The following is a 22,858-nucleotide window of genomic DNA, read 5'->3' on the forward strand; positions in this document are numbered from 1 at the left end:
GAATTATTTTATAAGTTTTGTATTGTTTTTCTTGTAAATCTTTGCATCAAACCTGTAATATCTTGCTGCACGGTGTGATACATCTTTTTGAATTTCATCCAAGGGAACAATATAGGGGAATGAAGATATTTTTTTATGGAAATTTTTGATATCAATATTCTTTTCATTTAAAGCGCTATAGAGCTGATAGAGCTGTCTTATGGTGAATCTTTTTGGCAGCAGTTCGAAAATAATGGAGAAGTCAGATTCAATCCATTTTCTGATCTCCATTAAAGATTCATTGATAATCTTGTTATGATCAAAAGGCAGCAAAGGAACCTCATCAACAGGATACCAGTCTACGGTTTCATATTTTGTACTGTTGATCTTGTGATCTATTTTACAAAGAGAAAGGTAAGCAACTGTAATAATCCTGTCTATATGATGTTTATATTCCTGATCCATCCATTTGATATCATGCGCATTACTTGCTCTCATAGGATCGGCAAAGCATTTAAACTGCTTGAGAACCATTTTTTTTATCCCTGTAAGTTCATGAAGTACTCTTTGTGCAGCATCGTCTACATCTTCATCACTGAAAATTAAGCTTCCTGGAAGTTTGATCTGTTTTTCCAACGGTACATCATCAACATGGCGTTGTACTAGTAATATATTCAACCGGTTTTCATGGTCAAATCCAAATACAACACAATCTACAGAGACATAGGTATGGATAAAGTTCTGATTCATTAGTTCGTTAACATTTTGGTAACATTACAAATATAAAAATTCATCTGAATAAAAAAAATAAATCCGCTATTATCTACTGCTTATCAATGATTTACATATCGAATTTTTATGATATGAATTGTATAAAAAATATGATAAGGTTATCATTGTTTTTACACTTACTTATTTCATAAGATATGAATTCACAATCAATTGCAATTTTAAAATACTCTTAAAAAGATTATTTTTTTCCGATTAAATATTATGATAAGAAGAGTTAATTTTTTTTTCATTTTGCACGAAAAAAAAATGTAAAAAGCACACTTTTCATTATTAAAAAAGAGGTAAATCTTCATTTTGGATTACCATTTTTTACACTCTAACTACAAATAATTACGAAACAATTAACTTAAACAACAATTTAATATCATTATGCAAACATGAAAAAGTGGTATATAAGCAACGTGTTTATTTGAAAATTTCATGAATAAAGGTAAAAAAACTGTACATGTTTAACTTGTCCAGTTTTCTTACGAAAAGCTTCCTTCAATGTTTTTCCAGGGTTTTAGGGATAAATTCCAAGCTCATTTCTGGATCAGATAAACCAAAGATCTGTTGTAATCCTGAAAACATGGCAATGTCTCTATCCAACCATATAAGCAATTTCTTTCATATGATAGCAGATAAAAAGGTTAGAGATAGTCTTGGATATTCTTATAATATAAAAAAACCTCCCGTGTCAATAGGGAGGTTAAAGTTCAAAATGAATTATAAGTAAAGTGATGTGGTGTTAAACAAGTTTTCTCTTCAAAACTTCTTTTAGTATTAACAATGCCTGTGCCATATACATCACCGTTTAAAGAAATCTCTATTTTTGTGGTACATTTTGATATCGTTAACTTGAATCAAATTTTATATCATTTTTCTTCAGTACTTATCTATTTTTCTAAAACAGTCTGTTATGCAATGATCTCAAAGCTTCTACCTTAAAAGCTGAAGGAACTAATAATGAAATATTATTTTCACTTCCTCCGTAGGAGATCATTCTTATTGGAATATGTTTTACTGCTTCAGAGACAATAGTTGCATATCCGTGATTATTTTTCCTGAAATCCCCCACAATACATATAATAGATTGCTCACTGTCAATTTCAACAGCTGAAAAGGTGTTTAGTTCTCTTATAATTTCAGAAAGATTTTCCGTTTGGTCAATGGTTAGGGAAACAGCTACTTCAGAAGTTGTAATCATATCTATAGGTGTTTTGTATCGTTCAAAAATTTCAAAAACCTTTCTCAAAAAACCATAGGCCATCAGCATACGTGAAGATTGAATACGGATAGCCGTGATTCCATCTTTAGCAGCTATTGCCACAATTTGATTTTGATTGGTAGCCTCTCCAGAAATCAATGTTCCGACGGCAGATGGATTCATGGTATCTAATAACCTTACAGGAACATTATATTTTCTGGCAGGAAACACACTTTGTGGATGAAGGATTTTAGCGCCAAAATACGAAAGTTCGGCTGCTTCATCAAAACTAAGTCTGGCTATAGATTTTGTATTCTGCACATATCTCGGGTCATTATTATGAAAACCATCAATATCTGTCCAGATTTGAATTTCTTCTGTCTGTAATGCTGCTCCCAGCAAGGAAGCGGTATAATCAGAACCTCCCCTTTGCAGATTATCAATTTCGCCCTGAGCATTTCTGCATATATACCCCTGGGTAATGAATAAAGTATCTTCCGGATATTTTGCAATTTCAACAGCTGCCTGTTTTCTTATTTCATCAATATTAGGTTCTTTGTCTTCATCAATTACCATAAAATCTAATGCTGATAATAATACAGAAGAAACTTCTTTTTCTTTTAAGTATAAATGAAAAAGGGTCGTTGAAATAATCTCACCTTGCGCAAGAATAATACGTTCTGCTGTAGAAGAAAAATTTTTATGTTTGAACTGATAAAAAAGATCAAAAATCTTGTCAATGAAAGCTAAAGCTTCCAAAATTCCTTTTTCAGTTTTAAATAATTCATTTACAAATTTTATATATTTCTGCTGTAGTCCATCAATATGCTTGTAGGCCGCTTCAATATCTTTGTTTTCATAGAGCTCAGATAATTTCACCAAATCATTTGTTGTACCTGAAACAGCTGACAAAACCACCAAATGTTTATCTGATTGCTGAGATCTGATTATTGGTAATAACTGTTCGATACGTTCCGGACTTCCTACTGACGTCCCTCCAAATTTCAATACTTTCATAATAAGATTAATTGTTAATTTTTATCAATAAAAAAAAGGAGCCTGTCGTGATGACAAGCTCCTTTTTTATTTAATTTCTAACCAATAGGAAAATGACTCACGACGTTGGACGTAAGTACTGTTTCTTTCCTTTTTTTAAGTTAGATAATATCATTTTCTTTTTTTGCTGGGCAAATATACACTTTTTTGTTAATCTTTATAAAAAAAGTATGAGTTAAATTTAAAATTCTTATCATGAGTTTTCAGATAGGAACAATAAAACGCAAGCAATTTCATTGTATTCTATTTTTAACCAGAAACGCTGCAATTCTCTACAAATTTTTCAAACTTCCGATCGGTATTTCTCATTACGGGGCCATGACCAAAACAGATGATAGCAGGGTTAAGTGTTGCCAATTTCTTGAGCGATTGGACATTTCGCCTTTGATCTGATGTAAATATATTGGGTGGGAGCCTCAAACCAACTGCTGTGGTAAGCAAATTCATATTTGTGGCCACATCTCCGATGATCAATACTCCATCCCGCTCACGGAATAAAGAAATATGACCTGCAGAATGGCCAGGGGTCTCTATTACCCGAAAATCTCCAATGATATCATTTTCAACAATTGTCTGCTTTACTTTATGTCCCTGACCTGCCCAGTACTTTTGCTGTAGCTTTGCTATCCAATGCTGTGGAGTTGGATAGTCGTTGGTTACCATACCTGTTTCAGTTCTAAAAACTTCGTTAGGATGACAGAGTAATGGTATTTCAAACTCAGCACAAATCTGATCACTACAACCCTGATGATCTGCATGGGCGTGAGTCAGTATATGCTGATAAACGGGAATTTTCTGGACAGCTTTCTTTACAGAGCGATATGAACTCCGTATTCCGGAATCTACCAATACACCCTCAATTATATAGCAATTGATGCTATTTCGTGGCATTAATGAAATCTGAAATACTTCGGGAGCAATTTGACGTAGCATATTTTTTTTGTACAAATCTACAGTGCTACCTAAGATAACATAAGGACATTTGTCCTATAATATATTGGGTCTGTGTATTTGTCCCTTCGCCCGTGTAAGCGATCTCTGGGTGATGCCCAGGTAAGATGCCAGATCCTGGGTTGCAACTCGTTTTACGAGTATAGGTTCGTTAGTGAGAATATAACTATATTTATCCAAAGCCGACCTATTATTATAATTAATCATATAGCTTTCTTTTTGGCTATACTCAAGTTCCATCACTGATTTTATAACTTCGTTCCAAGCAGTCACGTGGGTAAGCAACTGTTGATAATCCGGGAAATTAATTCTATAAATTATACTATCTTCTATAGCCCTGATGCTCCTTATTGATTTCTTCTGTTGTACAAACTCCTGAAAAGAGGTAACAAACTCATTCTCAAATTTGAAACACGTTACATTTTCTTTACCATCCTTATCAAGAGCATATGCTTTTACTCCACCACAAACAATAAATCCAATATAACGGCATGATTCGTCCTCACGAATAAAAAAGTCTCCTTTTTTTAAACGAATCGGTTTAAAAAACTGTAAAGAAAAGTTGACTTCCTCAGTTGATAATTGTCCTGTTGACCATAAGTAATTTTCCAATACATTACTCATTTCTATTATTTATATTTACTATTGTTATTAAAATTCTATGAATTACATGTCCAATCCATTGGGCAAGTATTATGTCCGGTATTATTAAAATTGGCTTTTATACCTTCCTGAAATTTAGTAGTCATGGAAAATAAATGAAAGCTAAAGTGTTGACTCATAAAAATACTAATCCGGTAATTGAACTCACCATTAGATGCCATATGTATTTCCATTGCTGATATCTATGATTTTTTTGAGATTTTTCTCTCCTCTCGTTCCAATCGTACAGAAATCTCAGTTTATTTTATAAAGATACACTTCTTTTAATTTAAAAAAACAGACCATAGACGTCCTTCCTAATGTTAAAATATCATTATAACGATAATGGTAAGTCAGTAATTAATAAGGAAATAATACTTAAACTATCGAAGTGAGTCTGAACCTATTTCTTGTTTCTGCATTAAAGTGTTTGAGTACTCGTTTTGGTCACAAAAAACCAAATTGCGCCAACTAAAGACAGCTGGCGCAGTTTTTTAATAAATAGATCTTAATTGAATGTTAATCTTCAAAATTCTAACTAAAAAAAAATTTTACTTAAATCTCAAATTCAGAGAGATGATATCAGATTTCATTCCTACGGATTTTGTATAATGTCCGTATCTGATTTCTAACATATTCAGCCTTTCAACACCAAATAAACCATTCTTCGGACTGATTCTTATTCCCGCTCCGTAAAAATTACTGCTGAATTTTGACATATCATAATTACTGGTATAAAAGTCATCAAAAGCCGTGTGTTGCTGATATGGTGCAAAATATTTGGCTGCAGTCTGAGAATAATACCTGTAAAATGGAGTTACCGAAACAAAAGGTGAAATTTTCACAGGCGTTTCTAAACTGAATGTATTTGATTTCAAGCCCCAATCATCAGTGTAATAACGATAATAAGTTCTCAAAATGACTTTGTCGCCGAGGAAATAATTTGCTCTTACTCCCAAAGGAATTTTAAACCGTTTATCCGGCAAAGTTTCCTGATGGACGGAATTATCATTGAAATAAACCCTATGGAAAGGTAAACTCAAATATCCTGTCTGCTGAACACCATCCGCCAACAATTCAACCTGAAAGTTCTGATTGATAATTTGTGAATATGATAGTGACAAAGCATAAGTATTTCTTCCGCTTGTTCCATAGTTATCATGTTCTCCTCCTGTACTTCCATTGGTTCTCAGTTCAATCGGTGCAATCAGTTTTACCTGATCCAGATAAGCCTGGAATTTCGCCGTAAACTCTCCCATTCTGTTCTTTGTCTTTTGTGAAAACCCAATGTTTGCTCCGTACGATGTGTAATCAAACTCGAAGGAAGTAGAAATACCCGCCATTAAAGTGGTTCCTTTATCCGTATTTTCACGGCTCCAGCTCAATGCAGGATAAATTCTGTTGTCTGCATGGGAAGCGGATGAATTGGCTTTCAAATCTATCATATCCGACGAAGCAGAAGTATAATGATCGATCCCGACACTGAGATCGAATTTATTTTTTCTGTCTTTCTTGTCATATTTTACCATGGTTACATCGATGGTATTGGAAATATCGGTTAGTTTTTCTGTACCAATTCCTCCCGTAACAGCAGAGTTATTGCCGTTTTGTTTATAATAGCTTGAAACTAAATTAGCTTCATCAAAAGTCAGCTTTTTAGGCTGCTCATTGTTTGTATTTTCCTGTGCTTTTGCATTGAAAATTCCGAAAAGAGCAATAACACTTACGATTATTTTTTTCATTCTTGAATCACAATTAAATTTTACGATTACTCTTTTTAATTACATCCGCAACCGCCACCTACTTTTCCTGCATTCGCACCTGAAGATCCTTCTCTGTACGATTGAAAGCTCAGTTCGGTTTTTTCAATTTTTCTGTTTCCAAGAGCCATTTCGGCATCGTTTAATTTGTTTTTCTCGTACTCTTTTACCGTTGTACAAGACTGTACTGAAGCAACGGTGATTAGTAAGAAGCCGAATATTTTTATAAGGTTTTTCATTTTAGATTAATGTTTTGAGATGAATAAATTTTGTCCTGATCATCAATAATGATGCATTCCAGATGGTTGATCTGGTTGATCATATGGAGGGCCGCATCAATTCCCATAATACTTACCGGAGTTGCCATTGCATCTGCAATTTCTGCGTTAGGACAAAAGATCGTAACACTTTTTACGCCCGAAACAGGCATTCCCGTTTTGGGATTGATGGTATGAGAATATTTTTTACCGTTGATAACGACGAATTTTTCATAATTTCCCGAAGTTGCAACCGCCATATCTGTAATATTCATATAAGAAAACGGCTGTTTTGCGTTATCAGGATCGGCAATTCCCACAGTCCAGGGCTTTCCGTCTGCCTGATTTCCCCAGGTCGTTAAATCTCCTGAAGCATTTACAATTCCGGAAGTGACACCTCTGTTTTGAAGCATCTGTTTTGCCATTTCAGCAGCATACCCCTTACCGATTCCTCCAAAGCCAATCCGCATGCCTTTTTCTTTTAGCAGAACAGTTTGCTCTTCGCGGTTAAGAATAATATTCTGATAATTTACTAGTTTCAGATGATCTTTAATCAGTTCAGGATTCGGAAGCTCTCTCATTTCCTTGTCGAAATTCCAGAAACTTTTATCGATTCCACCATAGGAAATATCGAAATATCCGTCTGTTATTCTGCTGATTCTAAGGCTTCTTTCAATCAGATCAAAAATCTCCCAATCCACGTTTACAGGCTTGATTCCGGCATTTCTATTGATGAGATTGGTCTGGCTTTCCTCACTGAATGTCGTCAAGAGCTTTTCAATTCTGCGAATCTCGTTAATCGCTGCATCGATATGCTGATTTGCCAAATTTTCATCATCGCTTACAACAGTAATTTCAAAAGCGTTCCCCATTAGTTTCTGAGGTCTTTTGAATTCTCTTACCATACTTTTTATTTTTGATTTTCTTTTATACTTTTTATCTCTTTGCTGAAAGCCAGCGCATCTTCCGAAGGCAGTCCTTCCCAGCTTTTCAGGACTTTTCCTTCAGGATTCAATAACAATGTATATGGAAATAATCCTTTTTGATTGTATTGATCGGCAAGCGAAGCATTTTCTTTTTTCAGTTCAGAGGAAAGCTGATTCTTTTTATTTCTTGGAAAATCTGCATTGATATAAACGATGAAATTTTCCGACTCCAACTTTTTAAATTCATCAGTTTCTATGATATTTTTGTGAAGTTTGATGCACGGAATACACCAGTCTGAACCTGAAAAATTCAATAAGATAAGTTCTTTATTTTGGGAAGCTTGTTTTTTGGCATTTTCCAAACGGCTTTGCGCATGAATGCCAATAGCGAATACAACCATTAATATGGCTGAAAATAGTGTTTTCATTATTATAAAATTAATGATATAAAATAATTGATGATGTTGGTCTGTGAGCACAAACCAAATTGAGACTGAATTATATAAAAGAAACCCTTGGTGGTTCCCATACGGAATTCAGAAATCCTTTATAACAAAGATCTTCGTCTTTTGATGGGATTTTATGACATTCTAAAGAACTGAAATGATATGGTCCCGTTTCAAAACTGAATCCCTGATTAATCGTAAAAACCAATGACAAAGGCGCAGAATGTATGATAAAGGGAAGTTTCTGATCTTTACCGTAATCTCCATCTTTCACAGGATGATCATAATGTGTTTTTAGAAACGCGGTAAGTGTCATATCCGGATTCAATTCTTTATGTTCGAAATAATGCTCGACCAATTCCGGGATTTTCAAAAGCTGATACAATTCGGTTGTAGAAACCAAATATAAAAATAACAACAATATGGAAATCAACTTTTTCACTATTCAAAATTATGAAATATTTTATTACAAATATTTTTTATCTTCTTCCCAAATATCTTTTCATCAACTTATAAAGCTCAAACCACAAAACTGAAATAGCAGCAACAATCAATGTCATTCCCAATTCTTTTGCTTCAAGCGGAGTTACACTAAAGAATGCTGATACCGGCTTTACGTAAAGAATAAAAAGCAATAATACAAGAACCAACACGGAAATTCCTGTCAATAAAAAGTTACGATTTTTAAAACTTTCAAAAATACTATAATAGAAAGACCGGTTTACCAGACTGAGTAATATATTAGAAAATATTAAAGTACTGAAAACCAATGATCTAGTTTTAGGTTCATCATTCCCCAGACCAAGAGAATACTGATATATCCACAGTATTCCTGCCGTAATGATGAGTCCCTGAATAATGCTTATTGTGAGTTCTCTCCAGTTCAGAAAAGTATCTGTCAGTGCTCTTGGAGGTCTTTTCATTGCATTTTTTTCCATTGGCTCATTTTCATAAACAATGGAACATGTTGGCCCCATAACCAATTCCAGAAAAATAACATGTACCGGAGTGAATATATGTGGAAATACCCAACCCAAAAACAAAGGTAAAGAAACAGTGAGTATAATAGGAATATGAATAGAAATAATATACTGGACCGCTTTTTTTATATTGGCATAAATTCTTCTTCCTGCAGCAACCCCAATTACGAGTTTATCCAGATCATCATTGGTGATGACCAGTGCTGCGGCTGATTTGGCAATTTCAGTCCCTTTATTTCCCATGGCCACTCCAATATGAGCTGCCTTTAAAGCTGGCCCGTCATTCACACCATCTCCCAGCATTGCCACTACGTGGCCTTGAGCTTTCAAGGCAGAAACCACTTCGAGCTTTGCTTCAGGAAACATTCTTGTAAACAAAGTGGTATCTTCTGAAACTTTTATAAGCTCTGTTTGTGAATACCCTGCTATTTCACTTCCATTAACAGGCAGAGTCTTGTTTTCTATTCCTGCCTGCAATGCAATGGCTTTGGTAGTATCCGCATTATCTCCTGTAATGACTTTTACTTTAATACCGGCATCGTAGATATGTTTAAATACTTCTTTTATTCCTTTTTTGGGAGGATCATAAAATACGGTCAATCCTAAAAAATCAAATTTAAAATCCTGCTGTTTATCCGGAAAATCATTTCCTTCAAAATGAGATCTGGCAACACCGAGAACTCTGTATCCCTGTTCTCCGAAATTCTTTATTAACGTTCTTATTTTATTTTTTTCTTCTTCTGAAAGACTGGAAACACTTATAATGGCTTCCGGAGCTCCTTTAGCTGCTATAATTCTGTCTTTTTGCTCATTTTCAAAAAGATGGGTCATCATCGGCGGTTTACCTTCCAACGGGTACTCATGAAACAGCTGATAGTCTTTTCTTTGATCAGGCTTACGATTCTGTTCATAGACCTTATGTAGTGTTATTTCCATGGGGTCAAAAGGTACAGGTTCACTACTCCACATCGCATAATCAATGAGTTCATGCAGCACTGTTGTCTCAAACTCTGTTTCTTCATAAGTTCTGTCAGAACGGTAATCATACAGATGTTTCAATTGCATGGAGTTTTCCGTAATCGTTCCTGTCTTATCAGTACAGATTACAGAAACGCTTCCCAGCGTTTCTACAATACTGCTTCGTTTAATAATAATTCCTTCCCGCATCAGTTTCCATGCGCCCAAGGCCATAAAGGTCGTAAAGGCTACAGGAATTTCTTCAGGAAGAACAGACATTGCTAATGTAAGCCCACTCAATAAACTGGTCACAAAATCTCCTGTTTTGACAAAGCTGAAGATGCATACTGCCAGGAAGATGATGAGCCCGATAACAGCCATCCCCTTTACAAAGTTCCTGATCTGAAGCTGTAAAGGAGATATTTCTGTTTTTATATTGAGTATGGACTGTCCTATTTTTCCTACTCTTGTTTCCTTTCCAATATTTTCAACCTTAAAAACCGCAAGTCCGGAAACTGTAATTGTTCCGCTATAGACTTTATTATCTTCAGATTTGCTGTCCTTGAAAACAGAAAAGCTCTCTCCGGTAAGGGAAGATTCATTGACAGAAAAATCGTTGCTATGAACAATTCTTCCGTCCGCATTGATGAGGTTTCCTTCTTCGGTAATACACAGATCTCCGACTGCTATTTCAAAAGTAGGAATATCTAAAATCTTTGAATCCCTGATTACTTTACTTAAAGGTTCATTCAATTTTTCAAGTTCTTCCAGTGCCTTTTTGCTCCGGTTATCCTGATAAAAAGAAATTGCAGTAACTCCAACAATAGCAGCAAACATAAATAAAGCCTCGCCATAATCTCCTGTAAGCACATAAATGAAGGAAACACATATAAGAAGAATCAGCATCGGTTCTTTAAGGATGTTGAGAAGAAGATCTGCCCATGATTCTTTCTTAACCGCTTCGAGACGGTTATATCCGTATTTTTTTCTGGAAGCGGCTACTTCAGATTCTGTAAGCCCTTTCAAATTTTCCGGTATATTGTAATTCATACGAAATGGATATGATATTAAATTTACTGATTGTTTTGTTATATCAGGGTACTATTTCTGTTTTTTTACAGCCTCCTATTCAATCTGCTTTTTCACCTCATTTACCCATTGTTCAATTTCTGACTTTTGGGTATCAGTCAGCTTTGCATTCTGATGAACAACAGTATAGGATGTAAGGGGCATTTCGCCCTCTCTGATGGTTTCTGCAACCTCATCAAGTTTCTTTAACTTTTTCTCTTTTGAATAACTGTTAAATTCATCAAAATTGAGATGCCGTTTTCCTGAGTTCACATGATCTGCTAGCCACCATTTTACAGGCTGTATGTTATTGTACCACGGATAAGCCGTGGTGTTGGAATGGCAGTCATAACAGCTTGTTTTTAATAATCCCAGTACATGAACCGGAACCTGATAATGTTTTTCAATGGCATTATCCGAAGGAACTGTTGCAATATTTTTATCAGTATCAAAAAACTGAATCACAATCAGAAACAAGGCTATAAAACCTGCTCCTGTTTTTATTAAAGATGATGTTTTCATAATTTGTATTTATTGATAAGTTCTTTTATTTTACTATAATTTTTATTCATCTGCAGTGTTCTTAAGTTTCATAAGAAGTGTATATGCATTCTTGATGACTATTTTTTTATTCTTAAAATCGTCAGTATTCATAATCTGTACGAATCCGTTTTCTGTTTCACCTAATGTTACAGGAGTCAATCGGTAGGTCTGTTTTTTTTCTTCAACGAAGACAAAGTCTTTTCCTTCAAAATTGACAATACTCTGCTCGGGAACAGCATTGGAAAAAGAAGTACTAGTTTCGATCTCGGCATTCATATACATTCCCGGTACAAGACTCTGGTCATATTTTTCAAAATGACAGTGTACTTCAGCCCATCCGCCCGGGTTTACATCTTTGCTGATCAGCAGAATTTCACCATAGTATTTTTTATCAGGTTCGGCATTGGTATAGGCAGCAAACCTCTGCCCTTTCTTCAGATTTACCAGATCTTTTTCATATACTTTGAGATTTAGATGAATATCATCCGGATTAATAAGTTCAAAAAGGACATCGGAGGGATTCACATATTTACCAATATTCACGTTGACCTTGCTTACAAAGCCATTGATACTGCTGTAAACCGGTACACTTTTTTGAATACTTCCCGAATTGAGAGATTCAGGATTGATATTGATAAGGCGGAGCTGCTGAGCCAGGGAGTTCATCAGGATTTTCTGACTGTTCATTTCAGACTGAGCCTGCTGCATTACCTTATCGCTGGTGGCCTGACTTTGGTTAAGGGTTTTCTGGCGGTTATAATCCAATTGGGCAAAATGATTTTTAGATTTTGCCATTAAATAATCCTGCTGAAGCTGAATAAACTGTGGATTTTCTATCACTGCAATCACCTGCCCTTTTGATACCGGCTTTCCCGGAAGCAGGCTGCTCGATTTCAGGTATCCGCCTAAAGGAATACTGACAGAAACCAGATTTTGCGGTGGTACATCTATCATTCCGTTAAGTTTTAAAACAGAGGAAATCTTCTGTAAAGAAAGTACCGTTGTTACGACAGGTGCATTTTTCAGTTGAGCATCCGTAAGCGTTACAACATTTTCATCTTTAGAAGATACTGCGGCTGGTGCCGGCTTGGCTTTTCCATGGTCTCGACACTCATAAAACATGAGCAATCCTATTATTGACAGGGAATATGATATAATTTTAAATGTACGTTTCATTGTTATGGATTTAAAGTGAGATATTCCAGCTCTATAGCACTCTGATTCAGTTTCCAGACTGCATCGGTATAGCTGTTTTTTAAAGTAACCGCCTGATTGATCAGGATGACAAATTCCAGATAATTGATTTCGCCGGCAAGAAACTGTTTTTTAGCTGTTTCAGTGATGATATCGGCATTTTTCAGTTCCGAGTTTTCGTATTGCAAAACAATATCAAGGTTAGCCTGATAAATTCCGGATGCCTTTCTGTATTGATTCTGCAGGTTGAATTCCATGTTGGCAATATCACTGTCCACAACAGATTCAGCAATTTTTGCGGCCTGAATTCTGGCTTTCTGTCCGCCTGAAAAAACAGGAACCGAAACCCCAAGCTGTACAGAATGAAACTGTGGTGCACCGTTGTAGACTTTTTCATCAGCACCCGTCCCTCTAAAGCTGTTGAGGTTGTAGGCCAGCTGAAGTCCGGGAAGCATTTTTGCTTTTTCAAGGGCAATCTGCTGTTCAGAAATATTTTTCTGTTGCTGTAATACTTTAATAGCCGGATGCAAGCTAAGCTCCTCTTTAAGACCTCCATGGTAAATTTTCTGATCTTCAGGAAGGAAATCTGTTTCTGTATTTAAAAGCCACTGAAGCTGATATCCCAACACAGTAAGCTCCTGTCGCAATTGCTTCAGCTGAATTTCAATAGAAGATTTCTGATTGGAAGCCGTAGTTTTTTCCAGAATATTGCTTTCTCCTGCTTTCAGACGGATATTTGCCTTATCGAGAAAATCAGTGTACAGCTTTAATGTTTCCTGAAGCAGCTTTTCTTTTTGTTTCGCATACAGGATATTATAAAAAGTAAGACTCACCGCTTTCTTCAGTTCATATTCCTTAAGAGAAACATTCAGCAGAGACTTTTTCCATTCTTCCGTGTATACATTCTTCTGCTTTTTATACACAGTCGGAAATGCGATATTCTGTGAAATTCCGAATTTCATATCCGTCAGTGCACTGTTGATCTGACCATAATCTACTGTTACTCCCGTTTGAGGAATATCAGATGATGACCTGATAAGGGCTTTTGTATATTCTGATTTTAATTTTTCATTTTTAAGATTTCTGTTATTTTTCAAAGCAATATCAACAGCATCCTGCAATGTAACGGAAGTCTGGGAGTTTACCTGCCCCGCAAAACCGAAACATATAATAAAGACCAGAACGGAAATCTGTTTTTTATTTTTTATTTTTTTCATTTTTAAATCCTTTTTCAATAGTTACATACAATAATGGTAAGACGAACAGAGTAAGAAAAGTTGCGACCATCAGTCCTCCAATGACCACTGTGGCCAAAGGTCTTTGTACTTCTGCTCCTGCTCCGTTGCTGACAGCCATCGGAATAAACCCCAAGGAAGCAACAAATGCTGTCATCAGCACCGGACGAAGCCTCGACTCTCCACCATCTGTAATGATTCTTACAATATTTTTAATTCCTCTCTTTTGAAGACGGTTAAACTCTGAGATCAGCACAATTCCATTGAGTACTGCCACTCCGAATAGAGCAATAAATCCCACACCCGCACTGATGCTGAAAGGCATTCCTCTAAGTGCCATCAGAAATACACCACCAATAATAGAAAGTGGAATCGCGGTGTAAATTAACAAGCTTTCTTTAACGGAATTAAAGGCAAGGAAAAGCATTACGAAAATAAGAGCCAGAGCAATGGGAACTGCTATCATGAGACGCTGTTTGGCATTATTGAGGTTTTCAAACGAACCTCCATACGTCATATAATATCCTGTAGGAAGTTTCATTTTCTGATCTACCTTCTGCTGAAGTTCTTCTACAATACTCTGAACATCCCTGCCTTTGATATTAAAACCTACTACAATTCTTCGTTGGGCATTTTCCCTCTGAATCTGATTGGGACCATTCTTCACTTCCACTTTAGCAAGCTGGGACAGCGGAATCTGATTTCCAAATGGTGTAGGAACCAAAAGATTTTTAATATCGGTAACATTTTTCCGGTCTTTGTTATCCAGACGTACGACCATATCAAAGCGTTTTTCACCTTCAAAAACCAATCCGGTACTTTGCCCCGCAAATGCGGTATTAACCACACGGTTGATATCTGAAACAGATAAATGGTACTGAGCGATCAGAGGACGGTTGTATTCAATGATTACCTGCGGCATTCCCGAAACAGGTTCTATATAGAGATTCTGGGTTCCTTCCACTGTTTCTATAATCTTCCCGAGCTTCTGGGCATTTTGGGAAAGTACATCAAGGTCTTCCCCAAAAATTTTGATCACGACGTCTTGTCTTGCCCCGGTCATCAGTTCATTAAAACGCATCTGAACAGGATATTGGAAGCTGGCAGTAATTCCTGGTACATCCTGCAGTTGTTTCCCCATTTTATCAGCCAGCTCCGGAAAAGTGGACGCTGAAGTCCATTCTTTTTTATCTTTTAGAATAACCATCATATCAGAAGCATCCATCGGCATCGGGTCTGTAGGAACTTCTCCGCTTCCAATTTTTGTGACCACTTTTTCCACTTCGGGAAATCTGGATTTGAGAATGTGTGCTGCTTTCTGGGTACTTTCGATAGTTGTCGTCAGATTACTTCCAGGTAAAACCCTGGTATCTACGGCAAAATCACCTTCTTCAAGGGAAGGAATAAATTCACCACCCATTTTGGACAAAATGAAAACAGCAGTTATAAATAAGACTGCCACTATCCCAAAAACTATTTTGGGCACTCTGAGAAGTTTGAGCAAAACTGCCAGATATACCTTCTCTACCTTTTTCATCATTCTGTCTGATAATGTAGGCTTACCGCTTCTTTTTCTAAGCAATAACGCGCTCATCATTGGAATATAGGTCAGTGAGAGCAAAAATGCTCCCAGCAGTGCAAAAGCTACGGTCTGGGCCATAGGCTTAAACATTTTGCCTTCAATTCCCTGCAGGGTAAGGATCGGGAGATAGACAATCAGAATGATAATCTGTCCGAAAACGGCGCTGTTCATCATTTTTCCTGCAGATTCTATAACGACGGTATCCATTTCTGATTTTCCGACAGAGAAAATCTTTTTAAACTTTGAATTATGACTGAACTGATGTAAAACAGATTCCACAATAATCACTGCTCCATCAATAATCAGCCCGAAATCCAAGGCCCCAAGACTCATCAGATTTCCGCTGACTCCAAAGAGGTTCATCATACATATTGCAAAAAGCATCGCCAAAGGAATAACAGAGGCAACCAGCAAACCTGCTCTTATATTCCCAAGAAATAAAACGAGTACGAAGACTACAATCAATGCTCCTTCCGTAAGGTTTTTTTCTACTGTTCCAATGGCATTGTTCACCATTTTGGTTCTGTCCAGAAATGGCTCTATCACCACTCCCTTCGGAAGCGATTTCTGAACCTGGGCAATTTTTTCCTTTACATTTTTTATGACCTGATTACTGTTCTCGCCTTTGAGCATCATTACTACAGCTCCAGAGACTTCTCCCTCATCATTAAAGGTCATGGCCCCATAACGGGTTGCAAACCCCTGCTTTACCTCAGCAATATCCCGTATAAACAACGGAACATCATTTGTTTTTGTCGCAATAGAAATATTGTTGATTTCTTCAATACTTCCTACTAACCCTTCACTCCTGATATATAGAACAGTAGGTCCTTTCTCAATATAGGCACCTCCTGTATTCTGATTGTTGGCCTGCAATGCATCAAATACGTCATTGATTGTTATTCCATAGGCATTAAGCCTGTCTGGATTTACAGCAATTTCATATTGTTTCAGCTTGCCTCCGAAGCTGCTCACCTCTGCCACTCCTTTTACTCCCAAAAGCTGTCTTCTTACAATCCAGTCCTGAATGGTGCGGAGTTCTGTGATATTGTATTTTTTTTCATATCCTTTTTCAGGCCTCACTACATACTGGAAAATTTCGCCAAGTCCTGTCGAAATAGGTCCAAGCTGCGGATTTCCTATTCCCTGTGGAATAACGGACTGTATCTGTTGGAGCCTTTCGGCGACCTGCTGCCTTGCCCAATAGATGTCTACATCATCTTCAAAGACAATGGTAACCAGAGAAAGTCCAAACCTGGAGAAACTCCTGATCTCCTTTAATCCTGAAATATTATTGTTGGCCTGTTCTATAGGAAAGGTAATAAGCCGTTCTATATCTGTTGCACCAAAAGAGGGTGCCATCGTAATGACCTGTACCTGATTATTGGTGATATCCGGAACAGCATCTATTGGCAATTTGGTAACCTGATAGGTGCCTACACCAATAAGTCCCAATACCAACAATGCAATAATGAGTTTATTCTTTACAGAAAACTCAATGATTTTTGTAAGCATAAAAATGATTGATTATCTTAATTATTGTAATGAAATTCTGGTATCCTGAAACGTAGCCCCAAGCATCTACATATCATGCAAACACCTATAAGGAAACAGAATACCTTCCCAATCAAAAAATGACTGAGAAAAACAGATTAAGATTGACGAAATCTTGGCGGCTGCCAGATAGAATTAAGAATTTCCTTATTGTAAAGCGCACTTTTGTAAAAGGTCTTCTTGATTTCAATAGGAGTAAACACCTTCTCTACACAATGAAAATCTAAGGAAGGATTAATAGTGAAAACCACAGACAACAGGTTTGCATGTGATACAAAAGGTAATCTCTGGTCCTGATCATGGTCACTGTCTTTCACAGGGTGGTCGTAATGGGTTTTCAGAAATGCAGCAAGTGACATTTCAGGATTGAGATTTTTATGCGTTATATAATGCTCTATAAGGAGCGGTATTTTCAAAAACTGATACAATTCAGTTGTAGAAACTAAAAACAATGATAGCAACAATATGGAAATCAACTTTCTCACGCTATCAAAATTATCAAATTTTTAGTTAAGAATAATTTTAAATAAGCTAATCATTACATATTTATATTTAGTTTTACTAAAAACTACTCCATAATTTTTTTGTTGATAGCGTATTCGTCATAGACAATATTAATGAGTTCATCAGAGTTAATATTTCGCGAAAAAATAGGATAATGGAAAGCATCAAGCTTGTTAAGAATACGAATGAGATCCATCTTTTCTTTATAGGTAAGATTTCCGGCAACAATATTCGTTGCCTGACGAATTTTTTCCATTTGTCTTTCGAGAACAATCAATCCTTTTTCTGAAATACGGATGAGCTTGCTTCGTTTGTCCATATCAGACTCTGTCTGCTCCACAAGTTTCTGACGAAGCAGTCTTGCAATAACAAGCATGCCAACTGGCTTATCATGTATATTTTTTTTGATGAGTGCCATTTTGGTCATTTCGCCAAAAGCTTTTAAGTTGATAAGGTAAATAAAGTCTTCCTGAGTAGAAAATTCAGAATTAATAATAGCTGACTTTGAATAGGTTTTAGCGTATCGGTTTATATGGACCAGTAAGGTACTAATTGCACTTTCAGCACTCCTGCCATTCTCTTTTCCTTCCCAATACGGCTCATCAACAAGGTTCTCTCCACCGGAAATCCATGATTTAAAGCCTTCAATAGTAGGTGGATAAGAATGTGAAGATGTTTTATTCTCTGACTCAAATTGCTCAAGAAGAGTCATAAATTCTTTGATAAGGGTAAAATTCATTTCAATTAAATACTATGCAAATATACCTGCTTTTAATTTAATATCAATTCTTTGCTCACTGTATATTGTGTCTATTCAAGGAATAATAAAAAGAGGAACCAATTACTATTTTTGAAACATTTATGTAAATCTCTCAACAAGCAAAAAAGAATATAAATAAACCAAATTAAAAATTAAGAAAGCTGTCCGAAACTGATAAATTTTCGGACAGCTTGTCGTATGAGGTTTTTGAATTAATTTGTTCTTTTTCTCCATTCAGCCTTCACATCTTCAGCGGCATCTTTTGTACTTTCCCAAGCTTCATCGGCTTTATCTTTAATATCTTCCCATGCCTCGGACACATTTGATTTTACCTTATCTAACCAGTCTTCCTGCGTCGCTTCCTGATCATTATCTCTTTTTTCATTGATATAATCTTTTGCTTTATCCGCTAATTCACTGATCTTCCATTTTGCATTATCAGCCGCATTTTTTAAAGAGTTTTCTGTTTCATTAACTGCATTTTCCGCTTTGTTATAATCTGAATTATTCATAATATAATATTTTAGTAATTGGTATATAAATAAACAATGTCCATGCCTAAAACGTCCGTTAATATGTTAAAAATATCTTAAAATATTAAATCATCATTTTAAAAACCACACTTCATTTAATTATGCGTCTCATAACCAATGACATAATCTTTCATGCATCCTACAATATTCTCTGCAGCAGTATATCACTTTATGTCCTTATGCTACTATGACGCTGATCATTCTTTTACCAATTTATCCGGTATCACCGGTTAGCAGAATTTTCTCCCATGACATCTGAATTTAAATGTATCCTAAAACATTATCCCCAAAAGGCATTAAATCTTCTCTAAAAGATGGCCAAAGTATTTTTTCTTTTTCACAAGATAACTTTCATTCACTTCATTGGAATCAATTTCCAAAGGAATTCTGTTGTTGAGAATAATCCCACTGTTCTCTATTGATCTGATCTTATCCGGATTGTTGGTCAACAGATTAATATTCCCGACCTCTAAAATATTCAACATTTCAACGGCTATGTCAAAGTTTCTTCCGTCTGCCGGGAGTCCTAGTTTCAAATTGGCTTCAACAGTATCCAATCCTTTCTCCTGAAGTTCATATGCCCTGAGTTTATTAATGATTCCGATATTTCTTCCTTCCTGACGAAGGTAAATGATCACTCCTCCATTTTCCGACATATATTTCATAGCAGCATCAAGTTGTTGTCCACATTCACATTTTTTGGAATGAAAAACTTCTCCTGTAATACATTCTGAATGAAAACGAACATTGACAGTTGTATTAAAATCTGTATTGTCTGCTACCCAAACCAGATGGGGACTCCAGTCTTCTTCATTCTCCGAAAATGCATACACCATGAACATCCCATATTCTGTAGGTATTTTTGATCGAGCTTGTATTTTGAGCATTTTTTCTGATTTTAAGTTAATATAATCTATTTTTCAAACGGACTTTTTCTGTCTTGTTTTACCCATATCAATTTTGAAGTATCATAACCGATCTCCTGAGCTTTACTGAGAAAATTTTGTTTTATGTTTTCGGGAACGGTCTTTTCACGGGATAGAATCCACAAATAATCTAAGTTTTTTCCAGCAATCAAGGCGTATTTGTAATCTTCCAGGGCTACGACGTTATATCCGCTGTAAAAAGGGCCGAAAAAGCTCACTTTCAGAGCTGCAGTGTTTTTGTCTCCTCTAAATTTAGCTGTTCCATTAACAGACACCCATTTATTCTTTTTAAAATTATATCCGCTGTTGACTACTTTTACATTTCCTTCCTCATTAAGACTGTACTGAGCGATTGCATTATCAAGATCTTTTTCAAAGCGATAATCGAATCGGGCTATCTCATACCATGTTCCTAAATATCTATTGACATCAAATCGATCAATAGGCTGCGCTTTTTCGGGCATAGAAGAACAAGAAAACAAAATGATTAACAACGTGAAACTTGATAATAATGTAAGAATGAATTTATTTTTCATTTTTAGTTACTTTTTTAAAGAAATAAATATTAAGTAAAAACTGACTGTAACCATAAACGGCATCTTCTACAGGGATAGTTCCCATTCTAATCCCTAAAAAGTCATCGGGATTATAATTAACAACCGGCGAAGGAATAAAAGAACCTGTCAGGATTCCATTCACTGCAAAAAAACCGGGCATCAATATCAGATATACGAGACTAACCTTTCCTATCCATTCTTTTTGAGCAATAAAATGAAGATAAAATAGGGTAAGCAGTGTTACAATTACGGTAAGAAGCGTGTATATTTTCTCATAATAAAGAAAACCAACCACACCAAGGATAATAAATGACGTGAATACGATGAGATTATTAAAAGCACCAGCCCAATCAAGACGATAGAATTTCTCAATGCAGTAATAAGTGAAAACGCATGCAAAAGGAATACAGTAAAAAAACAGCCATTCTTCAACAGGAAGTCCTGCTATTTTAAATCCTAAGGTATAATTGAGATCAAACCACCATACTCCATTTGCGGTAAACCATATATCCCAGACAATAAAAGGAACTCCCACAATGGTCGATGACAGAAGAAACTTTCCAAAAAATCTGCTAAACTGTATTCTTCTGTCAAAAGATGCAATAAAGCAAATAATGATCGTGAAAAAATTAATCAGTATGTAAGTATAAGGCATCATTTTTTATTGAAATACATTTTAAAATATTTAACAGGAACCCACAAAAAGCCAAAACATTCTCCTTTTTCTTTACCCAAATGTTTGTGATGTTGCTTATGGGCCCGTCTTATGGCAAGGAAGTAAGGGTTTTTTGCTTTTGTAAAAATTTTTGCTCTCTGGTGAATAAAAATATCATGCACAAAGAAATAGGCCATTCCGTAGAGGCTTATTCCCAGACCGATAAAAAACCAATAACTGAAATTCTGCTGTACTCCCAGATATAATAAAGCAATAGCCGGGCTTGCAAAAATGAAAAAGAACCAATCATTCCTTTCAAGCTTGCCATCATGACTGTGATCATGATGATCCCGGTGCAGGAACCACAAAAAGCCATGCATAATATACCGATGGATCAGCCATGTAGCTCCTTCCATTGAAATAAATACTCCCAAAACGATCAGAATATTCATTTTAATTATGTTTATCGTTAAAAAGATCATCCAGAACTCTGTATCTGAAATCGAAAATACTTCTGAGTTTTTCTTTTACAAATAACTGATGGGCTATTTTACCTAAAATTCCCATCGGCAGTTCATAATCTACTGTGTCTTTCATGAGTACTCCATTCTCATTAGGGATAAATTCATGAAAATGATTCCAGTACTTGTATGGACCTTCTTTCTGAAAGTCTGTAAAACTTTCATGATCTTTTACATGGCTTATAACGGTTTTCCATTTCATCGGAATTCCCAGCACTGGAGAAACTGTGTAATCTATTTCCATTCCTTTAAAAATAGGCTTATCCTTAACATCGGAAAGAACAACAAAGCCCATGCTCTCAGGGGTTATTTCTGATAAATTATGAGGCGATGAAAAAAAACTCCATGCCGTTTCAATGCTGCAACTCAGCTGTTGCTCTCTGTATAATCTGTACATCATTTATTTTTTATCAATTGTTAAACACTTCAACAATCATTTTAATCCTGTATTCTACGGTCAGAAATAAGCAGATTTGTAACGGATATAACTTTTGAACGCAACCAGCAACTTTTGTGAATTGGCAATTCTGATTCTTTGCTGCAACATATTCTGGGAGCTTGTTCTTTTTATTTTCTCAAACAGGGAAAGATAGTATCTGTAGGCAAGGTATACTCCGAAAATGGATGATCCTGGCAGTTTCTTAATTCCCTGCAATGCTTCTTTGAATTCTTCTTCAATTTCATTTTCAATCTGCGTTTTTACTATATTATCAAAGACTGACATATTCAGAGATGGGAAATAAGTTCTTCCTAAAAGCTGATAATCATCTTTAAGATCCCGCAAAAAATTTACTTTCTGAAAAGCAGATCCTAATTTCATTGCAAAGGGTTTAAGCTTATCATATTGCTGCTTATCACCTTCTGTAAATATCTGCAGACACATTAATCCTACAACTTCTGCAGATCCGTATATATACTCTTTGTACAGGTCAGAATTATAATCAATTTTATGAAGATCCATTTCCATACTATGTAAAAACTGATTGATCAGCTTTATATCAATATCATACTTCCGAACCGTTTCCTGAAATGAATGCAAAATAGGATTGAGTGATATTCTATCTTCAAGCGCTTCATAGGTTTCCGCTTTTAATCTCTTCAGAAGCTTTTCTTTATCATAGCCATGAAAACTATCTACAATTTCATCTGCAAGGCGCACGTAACCATAAATAGCATAAATAGCAGGCCTGATAGCAGGCTTGAGGGCAAGTATTCCCAACGAAAAACTGGTACTGTATTTTTGTGTAGTGTACTTACTTACTTCGTAAGACAATTCATCAAACAGCTTTTTCAT

General features: G+C 35.8%; 21 protein-coding genes and 1 pseudogene. All 22 read right to left on the reverse strand.

The window, feature by feature from the left end:
- Positions 1 to 3: 3 nt before the first annotated feature.
- Positions 4 to 729, reverse strand: a complete 726-nt coding sequence (locus A1704_RS01790; RefSeq protein ID WP_062669895.1) for an NUDIX hydrolase — start codon at positions 727 to 729, stop codon at positions 4 to 6.
- Between the two features lie 925 nt (positions 730 to 1,654).
- A complete protein-coding gene (locus A1704_RS01795; RefSeq protein WP_062669897.1) occupies positions 1,655 to 2,974 on the reverse strand; it encodes an aspartate kinase in 1,320 nt (439 codons plus the stop codon).
- 288 nt (positions 2,975 to 3,262) lie between these two features.
- Positions 3,263 to 3,946: an MBL fold metallo-hydrolase gene (locus A1704_RS01800; RefSeq protein WP_062669899.1), complete on the reverse strand. Its 684-nt coding sequence runs from the start codon at positions 3,944 to 3,946 to the stop codon at positions 3,263 to 3,265.
- A gap of 54 nt (positions 3,947 to 4,000) precedes the next feature.
- Positions 4,001 to 4,588 (reverse strand): Crp/Fnr family transcriptional regulator, encoded by a 588-nt coding sequence (locus A1704_RS01805; protein WP_062669901.1) that lies wholly within the window; start codon positions 4,586 to 4,588, stop codon positions 4,001 to 4,003.
- Positions 4,589 to 5,157: 569 nt separating this feature from the next.
- Positions 5,158 to 6,348 (reverse strand): DUF3570 domain-containing protein, encoded by a 1,191-nt coding sequence (locus A1704_RS01810; RefSeq protein ID WP_062669903.1) that lies wholly within the window; start codon positions 6,346 to 6,348, stop codon positions 5,158 to 5,160.
- A gap of 35 nt (positions 6,349 to 6,383) precedes the next feature.
- The gene (locus A1704_RS01815; RefSeq protein ID WP_062669905.1) at positions 6,384 to 6,605 is read right to left on the reverse strand and encodes a DUF4266 domain-containing protein; all 222 of its coding nucleotides are present in this window, start codon (positions 6,603 to 6,605) and stop codon (positions 6,384 to 6,386) included.
- Positions 6,602 to 7,528, reverse strand: coding sequence for an FAD:protein FMN transferase (locus A1704_RS01820; protein ID WP_062669907.1), 927 nt, complete (start codon positions 7,526 to 7,528; stop codon positions 6,602 to 6,604). Before A1704_RS01820 ends, A1704_RS01815 begins: the two co-directional genes overlap by 4 nt.
- Before the next feature lie 5 nt (positions 7,529 to 7,533).
- Entirely contained in the window at positions 7,534 to 7,977 is a 444-nt protein-coding gene (locus tag A1704_RS01825) for a thioredoxin family protein (protein ID WP_062669909.1), read from the reverse strand.
- A 70-nt stretch (positions 7,978 to 8,047) separates the two neighbouring features.
- The gene (locus A1704_RS01830; RefSeq protein WP_062669911.1) at positions 8,048 to 8,437 is read right to left on the reverse strand and encodes a hypothetical protein; all 390 of its coding nucleotides are present in this window, start codon (positions 8,435 to 8,437) and stop codon (positions 8,048 to 8,050) included.
- A gap of 37 nt (positions 8,438 to 8,474) precedes the next feature.
- Positions 8,475 to 10,982 carry a cation-translocating P-type ATPase gene (locus A1704_RS01835; protein WP_062669913.1) on the reverse strand — a complete coding sequence of 836 codons (2,508 nt, stop codon included), beginning with the start codon at positions 10,980 to 10,982 and terminating at the stop codon, positions 8,475 to 8,477.
- Positions 10,983 to 11,057: 75 nt separating this feature from the next.
- Positions 11,058 to 11,522 (reverse strand): heme-binding domain-containing protein, encoded by a 465-nt coding sequence (locus tag A1704_RS01840; protein WP_062669915.1) that lies wholly within the window; start codon positions 11,520 to 11,522, stop codon positions 11,058 to 11,060.
- A gap of 42 nt (positions 11,523 to 11,564) precedes the next feature.
- The gene (locus A1704_RS01845) at positions 11,565 to 12,719 is read right to left on the reverse strand and encodes an efflux RND transporter periplasmic adaptor subunit (protein WP_062669917.1); all 1,155 of its coding nucleotides are present in this window, start codon (positions 12,717 to 12,719) and stop codon (positions 11,565 to 11,567) included.
- 2 nt (positions 12,720 to 12,721) lie between these two features.
- A pseudogene (locus tag A1704_RS01850) lies at positions 12,722 to 17,069 on the reverse strand (CusA/CzcA family heavy metal efflux RND transporter).
- Between the two features lie 137 nt (positions 17,070 to 17,206).
- Complete coding sequence (locus tag A1704_RS01855; protein WP_238590563.1) at positions 17,207 to 17,467, reverse strand: hypothetical protein; 261 nt, start codon at positions 17,465 to 17,467, stop codon at positions 17,207 to 17,209.
- A gap of 209 nt (positions 17,468 to 17,676) precedes the next feature.
- Complete coding sequence (locus A1704_RS01860; RefSeq protein ID WP_062669921.1) at positions 17,677 to 18,351, reverse strand: MarR family winged helix-turn-helix transcriptional regulator; 675 nt, start codon at positions 18,349 to 18,351, stop codon at positions 17,677 to 17,679.
- A 233-nt stretch (positions 18,352 to 18,584) separates the two neighbouring features.
- Positions 18,585 to 18,884, reverse strand: coding sequence for a hypothetical protein (locus tag A1704_RS01865; RefSeq protein WP_062669922.1), 300 nt, complete (start codon positions 18,882 to 18,884; stop codon positions 18,585 to 18,587).
- 317 nt (positions 18,885 to 19,201) lie between these two features.
- Entirely contained in the window at positions 19,202 to 19,792 is a 591-nt protein-coding gene (gene ribA, locus A1704_RS01870; RefSeq protein ID WP_062669924.1) for a GTP cyclohydrolase II, read from the reverse strand.
- Between the two features lie 26 nt (positions 19,793 to 19,818).
- The gene (locus A1704_RS01875; protein WP_062669926.1) at positions 19,819 to 20,367 is read right to left on the reverse strand and encodes a lipocalin family protein; all 549 of its coding nucleotides are present in this window, start codon (positions 20,365 to 20,367) and stop codon (positions 19,819 to 19,821) included.
- On the reverse strand, positions 20,357 to 21,046 hold the full coding sequence (locus tag A1704_RS01880) for a lycopene cyclase domain-containing protein (RefSeq protein ID WP_062669928.1): 690 nt from the start codon (positions 21,044 to 21,046) through the stop codon (positions 20,357 to 20,359). Before A1704_RS01880 ends, A1704_RS01875 begins: the two co-directional genes overlap by 11 nt.
- Complete coding sequence (locus tag A1704_RS01885; RefSeq protein WP_062669930.1) at positions 21,043 to 21,495, reverse strand: sterol desaturase family protein; 453 nt, start codon at positions 21,493 to 21,495, stop codon at positions 21,043 to 21,045. The genes A1704_RS01880 and A1704_RS01885 overlap by 4 nt, the downstream gene beginning before the upstream one ends.
- 1 nt (position 21,496) lies before the next feature.
- Positions 21,497 to 21,964 carry an SRPBCC family protein gene (locus tag A1704_RS01890; RefSeq protein WP_062669932.1) on the reverse strand — a complete coding sequence of 156 codons (468 nt, stop codon included), beginning with the start codon at positions 21,962 to 21,964 and terminating at the stop codon, positions 21,497 to 21,499.
- 57 nt (positions 21,965 to 22,021) lie between these two features.
- On the reverse strand, positions 22,022 to 22,858 hold the full coding sequence (locus A1704_RS01895; RefSeq protein ID WP_062669934.1) for a phytoene/squalene synthase family protein: 837 nt from the start codon (positions 22,856 to 22,858) through the stop codon (positions 22,022 to 22,024).

The organism is Chryseobacterium cucumeris (assembly GCF_001593385.1).
Taxonomy (GTDB): Bacteria; Bacteroidota; Bacteroidia; order Flavobacteriales; family Weeksellaceae; genus Chryseobacterium; species Chryseobacterium cucumeris.

Excerpts from the sequence above, each read along its gene's own strand:
- A1704_RS01790 (WP_062669895.1), bottom strand. The coding sequence starts at position 729 with ATGAATCAGAACTTTATCCATACCTATGTCTCTGTAGATTGTGTTGTA.
- A1704_RS01795 (WP_062669897.1), bottom strand. The coding sequence starts at position 2,974 with ATGAAAGTATTGAAATTTGGAGGGACGTCAGTAGGAAGTCCGGAACGT.
- A1704_RS01800 (WP_062669899.1), bottom strand. The coding sequence starts at position 3,946 with ATGCTACGTCAAATTGCTCCCGAAGTATTTCAGATTTCATTAATGCCA.
- A1704_RS01805 (WP_062669901.1), bottom strand. The coding sequence starts at position 4,588 with ATGAGTAATGTATTGGAAAATTACTTATGGTCAACAGGACAATTATCA.
- A1704_RS01810 (WP_062669903.1), bottom strand. The coding sequence starts at position 6,348 with ATGAAAAAAATAATCGTAAGTGTTATTGCTCTTTTCGGAATTTTCAAT.
- A1704_RS01815 (WP_062669905.1), bottom strand. The coding sequence starts at position 6,605 with ATGAAAAACCTTATAAAAATATTCGGCTTCTTACTAATCACCGTTGCT.
- A1704_RS01820 (WP_062669907.1), bottom strand. The coding sequence starts at position 7,528 with ATGGTAAGAGAATTCAAAAGACCTCAGAAACTAATGGGGAACGCTTTT.
- A1704_RS01825 (WP_062669909.1), bottom strand. The coding sequence starts at position 7,977 with ATGAAAACACTATTTTCAGCCATATTAATGGTTGTATTCGCTATTGGC.
- A1704_RS01835 (WP_062669913.1), bottom strand. The coding sequence starts at position 10,982 with ATGAATTACAATATACCGGAAAATTTGAAAGGGCTTACAGAATCTGAA.
- A1704_RS01840 (WP_062669915.1), bottom strand. The coding sequence starts at position 11,522 with ATGAAAACATCATCTTTAATAAAAACAGGAGCAGGTTTTATAGCCTTG.
- A1704_RS01845 (WP_062669917.1), bottom strand. The coding sequence starts at position 12,719 with ATGAAACGTACATTTAAAATTATATCATATTCCCTGTCAATAATAGGA.
- A1704_RS01855 (WP_238590563.1), bottom strand. The coding sequence starts at position 17,467 with ATGTCACTTGCTGCATTTCTGAAAACCCATTACGACCACCCTGTGAAA.
- A1704_RS01860 (WP_062669921.1), bottom strand. The coding sequence starts at position 18,351 with ATGAATTTTACCCTTATCAAAGAATTTATGACTCTTCTTGAGCAATTT.
- A1704_RS01865 (WP_062669922.1), bottom strand. The coding sequence starts at position 18,884 with ATGAATAATTCAGATTATAACAAAGCGGAAAATGCAGTTAATGAAACA.
- ribA (WP_062669924.1), bottom strand. The coding sequence starts at position 19,792 with ATGCTCAAAATACAAGCTCGATCAAAAATACCTACAGAATATGGGATG.
- A1704_RS01875 (WP_062669926.1), bottom strand. The coding sequence starts at position 20,367 with ATGAAAAATAAATTCATTCTTACATTATTATCAAGTTTCACGTTGTTA.
- A1704_RS01880 (WP_062669928.1), bottom strand. The coding sequence starts at position 21,046 with ATGATGCCTTATACTTACATACTGATTAATTTTTTCACGATCATTATT.
- A1704_RS01885 (WP_062669930.1), bottom strand. The coding sequence starts at position 21,495 with ATGAATATTCTGATCGTTTTGGGAGTATTTATTTCAATGGAAGGAGCT.
- A1704_RS01890 (WP_062669932.1), bottom strand. The coding sequence starts at position 21,964 with ATGATGTACAGATTATACAGAGAGCAACAGCTGAGTTGCAGCATTGAA.
- A1704_RS01895 (WP_062669934.1), bottom strand. The coding sequence starts at position 22,858 with ATGAAAAAGCTGTTTGATGAATTGTCTTACGAAGTAAGTAAGTACACT.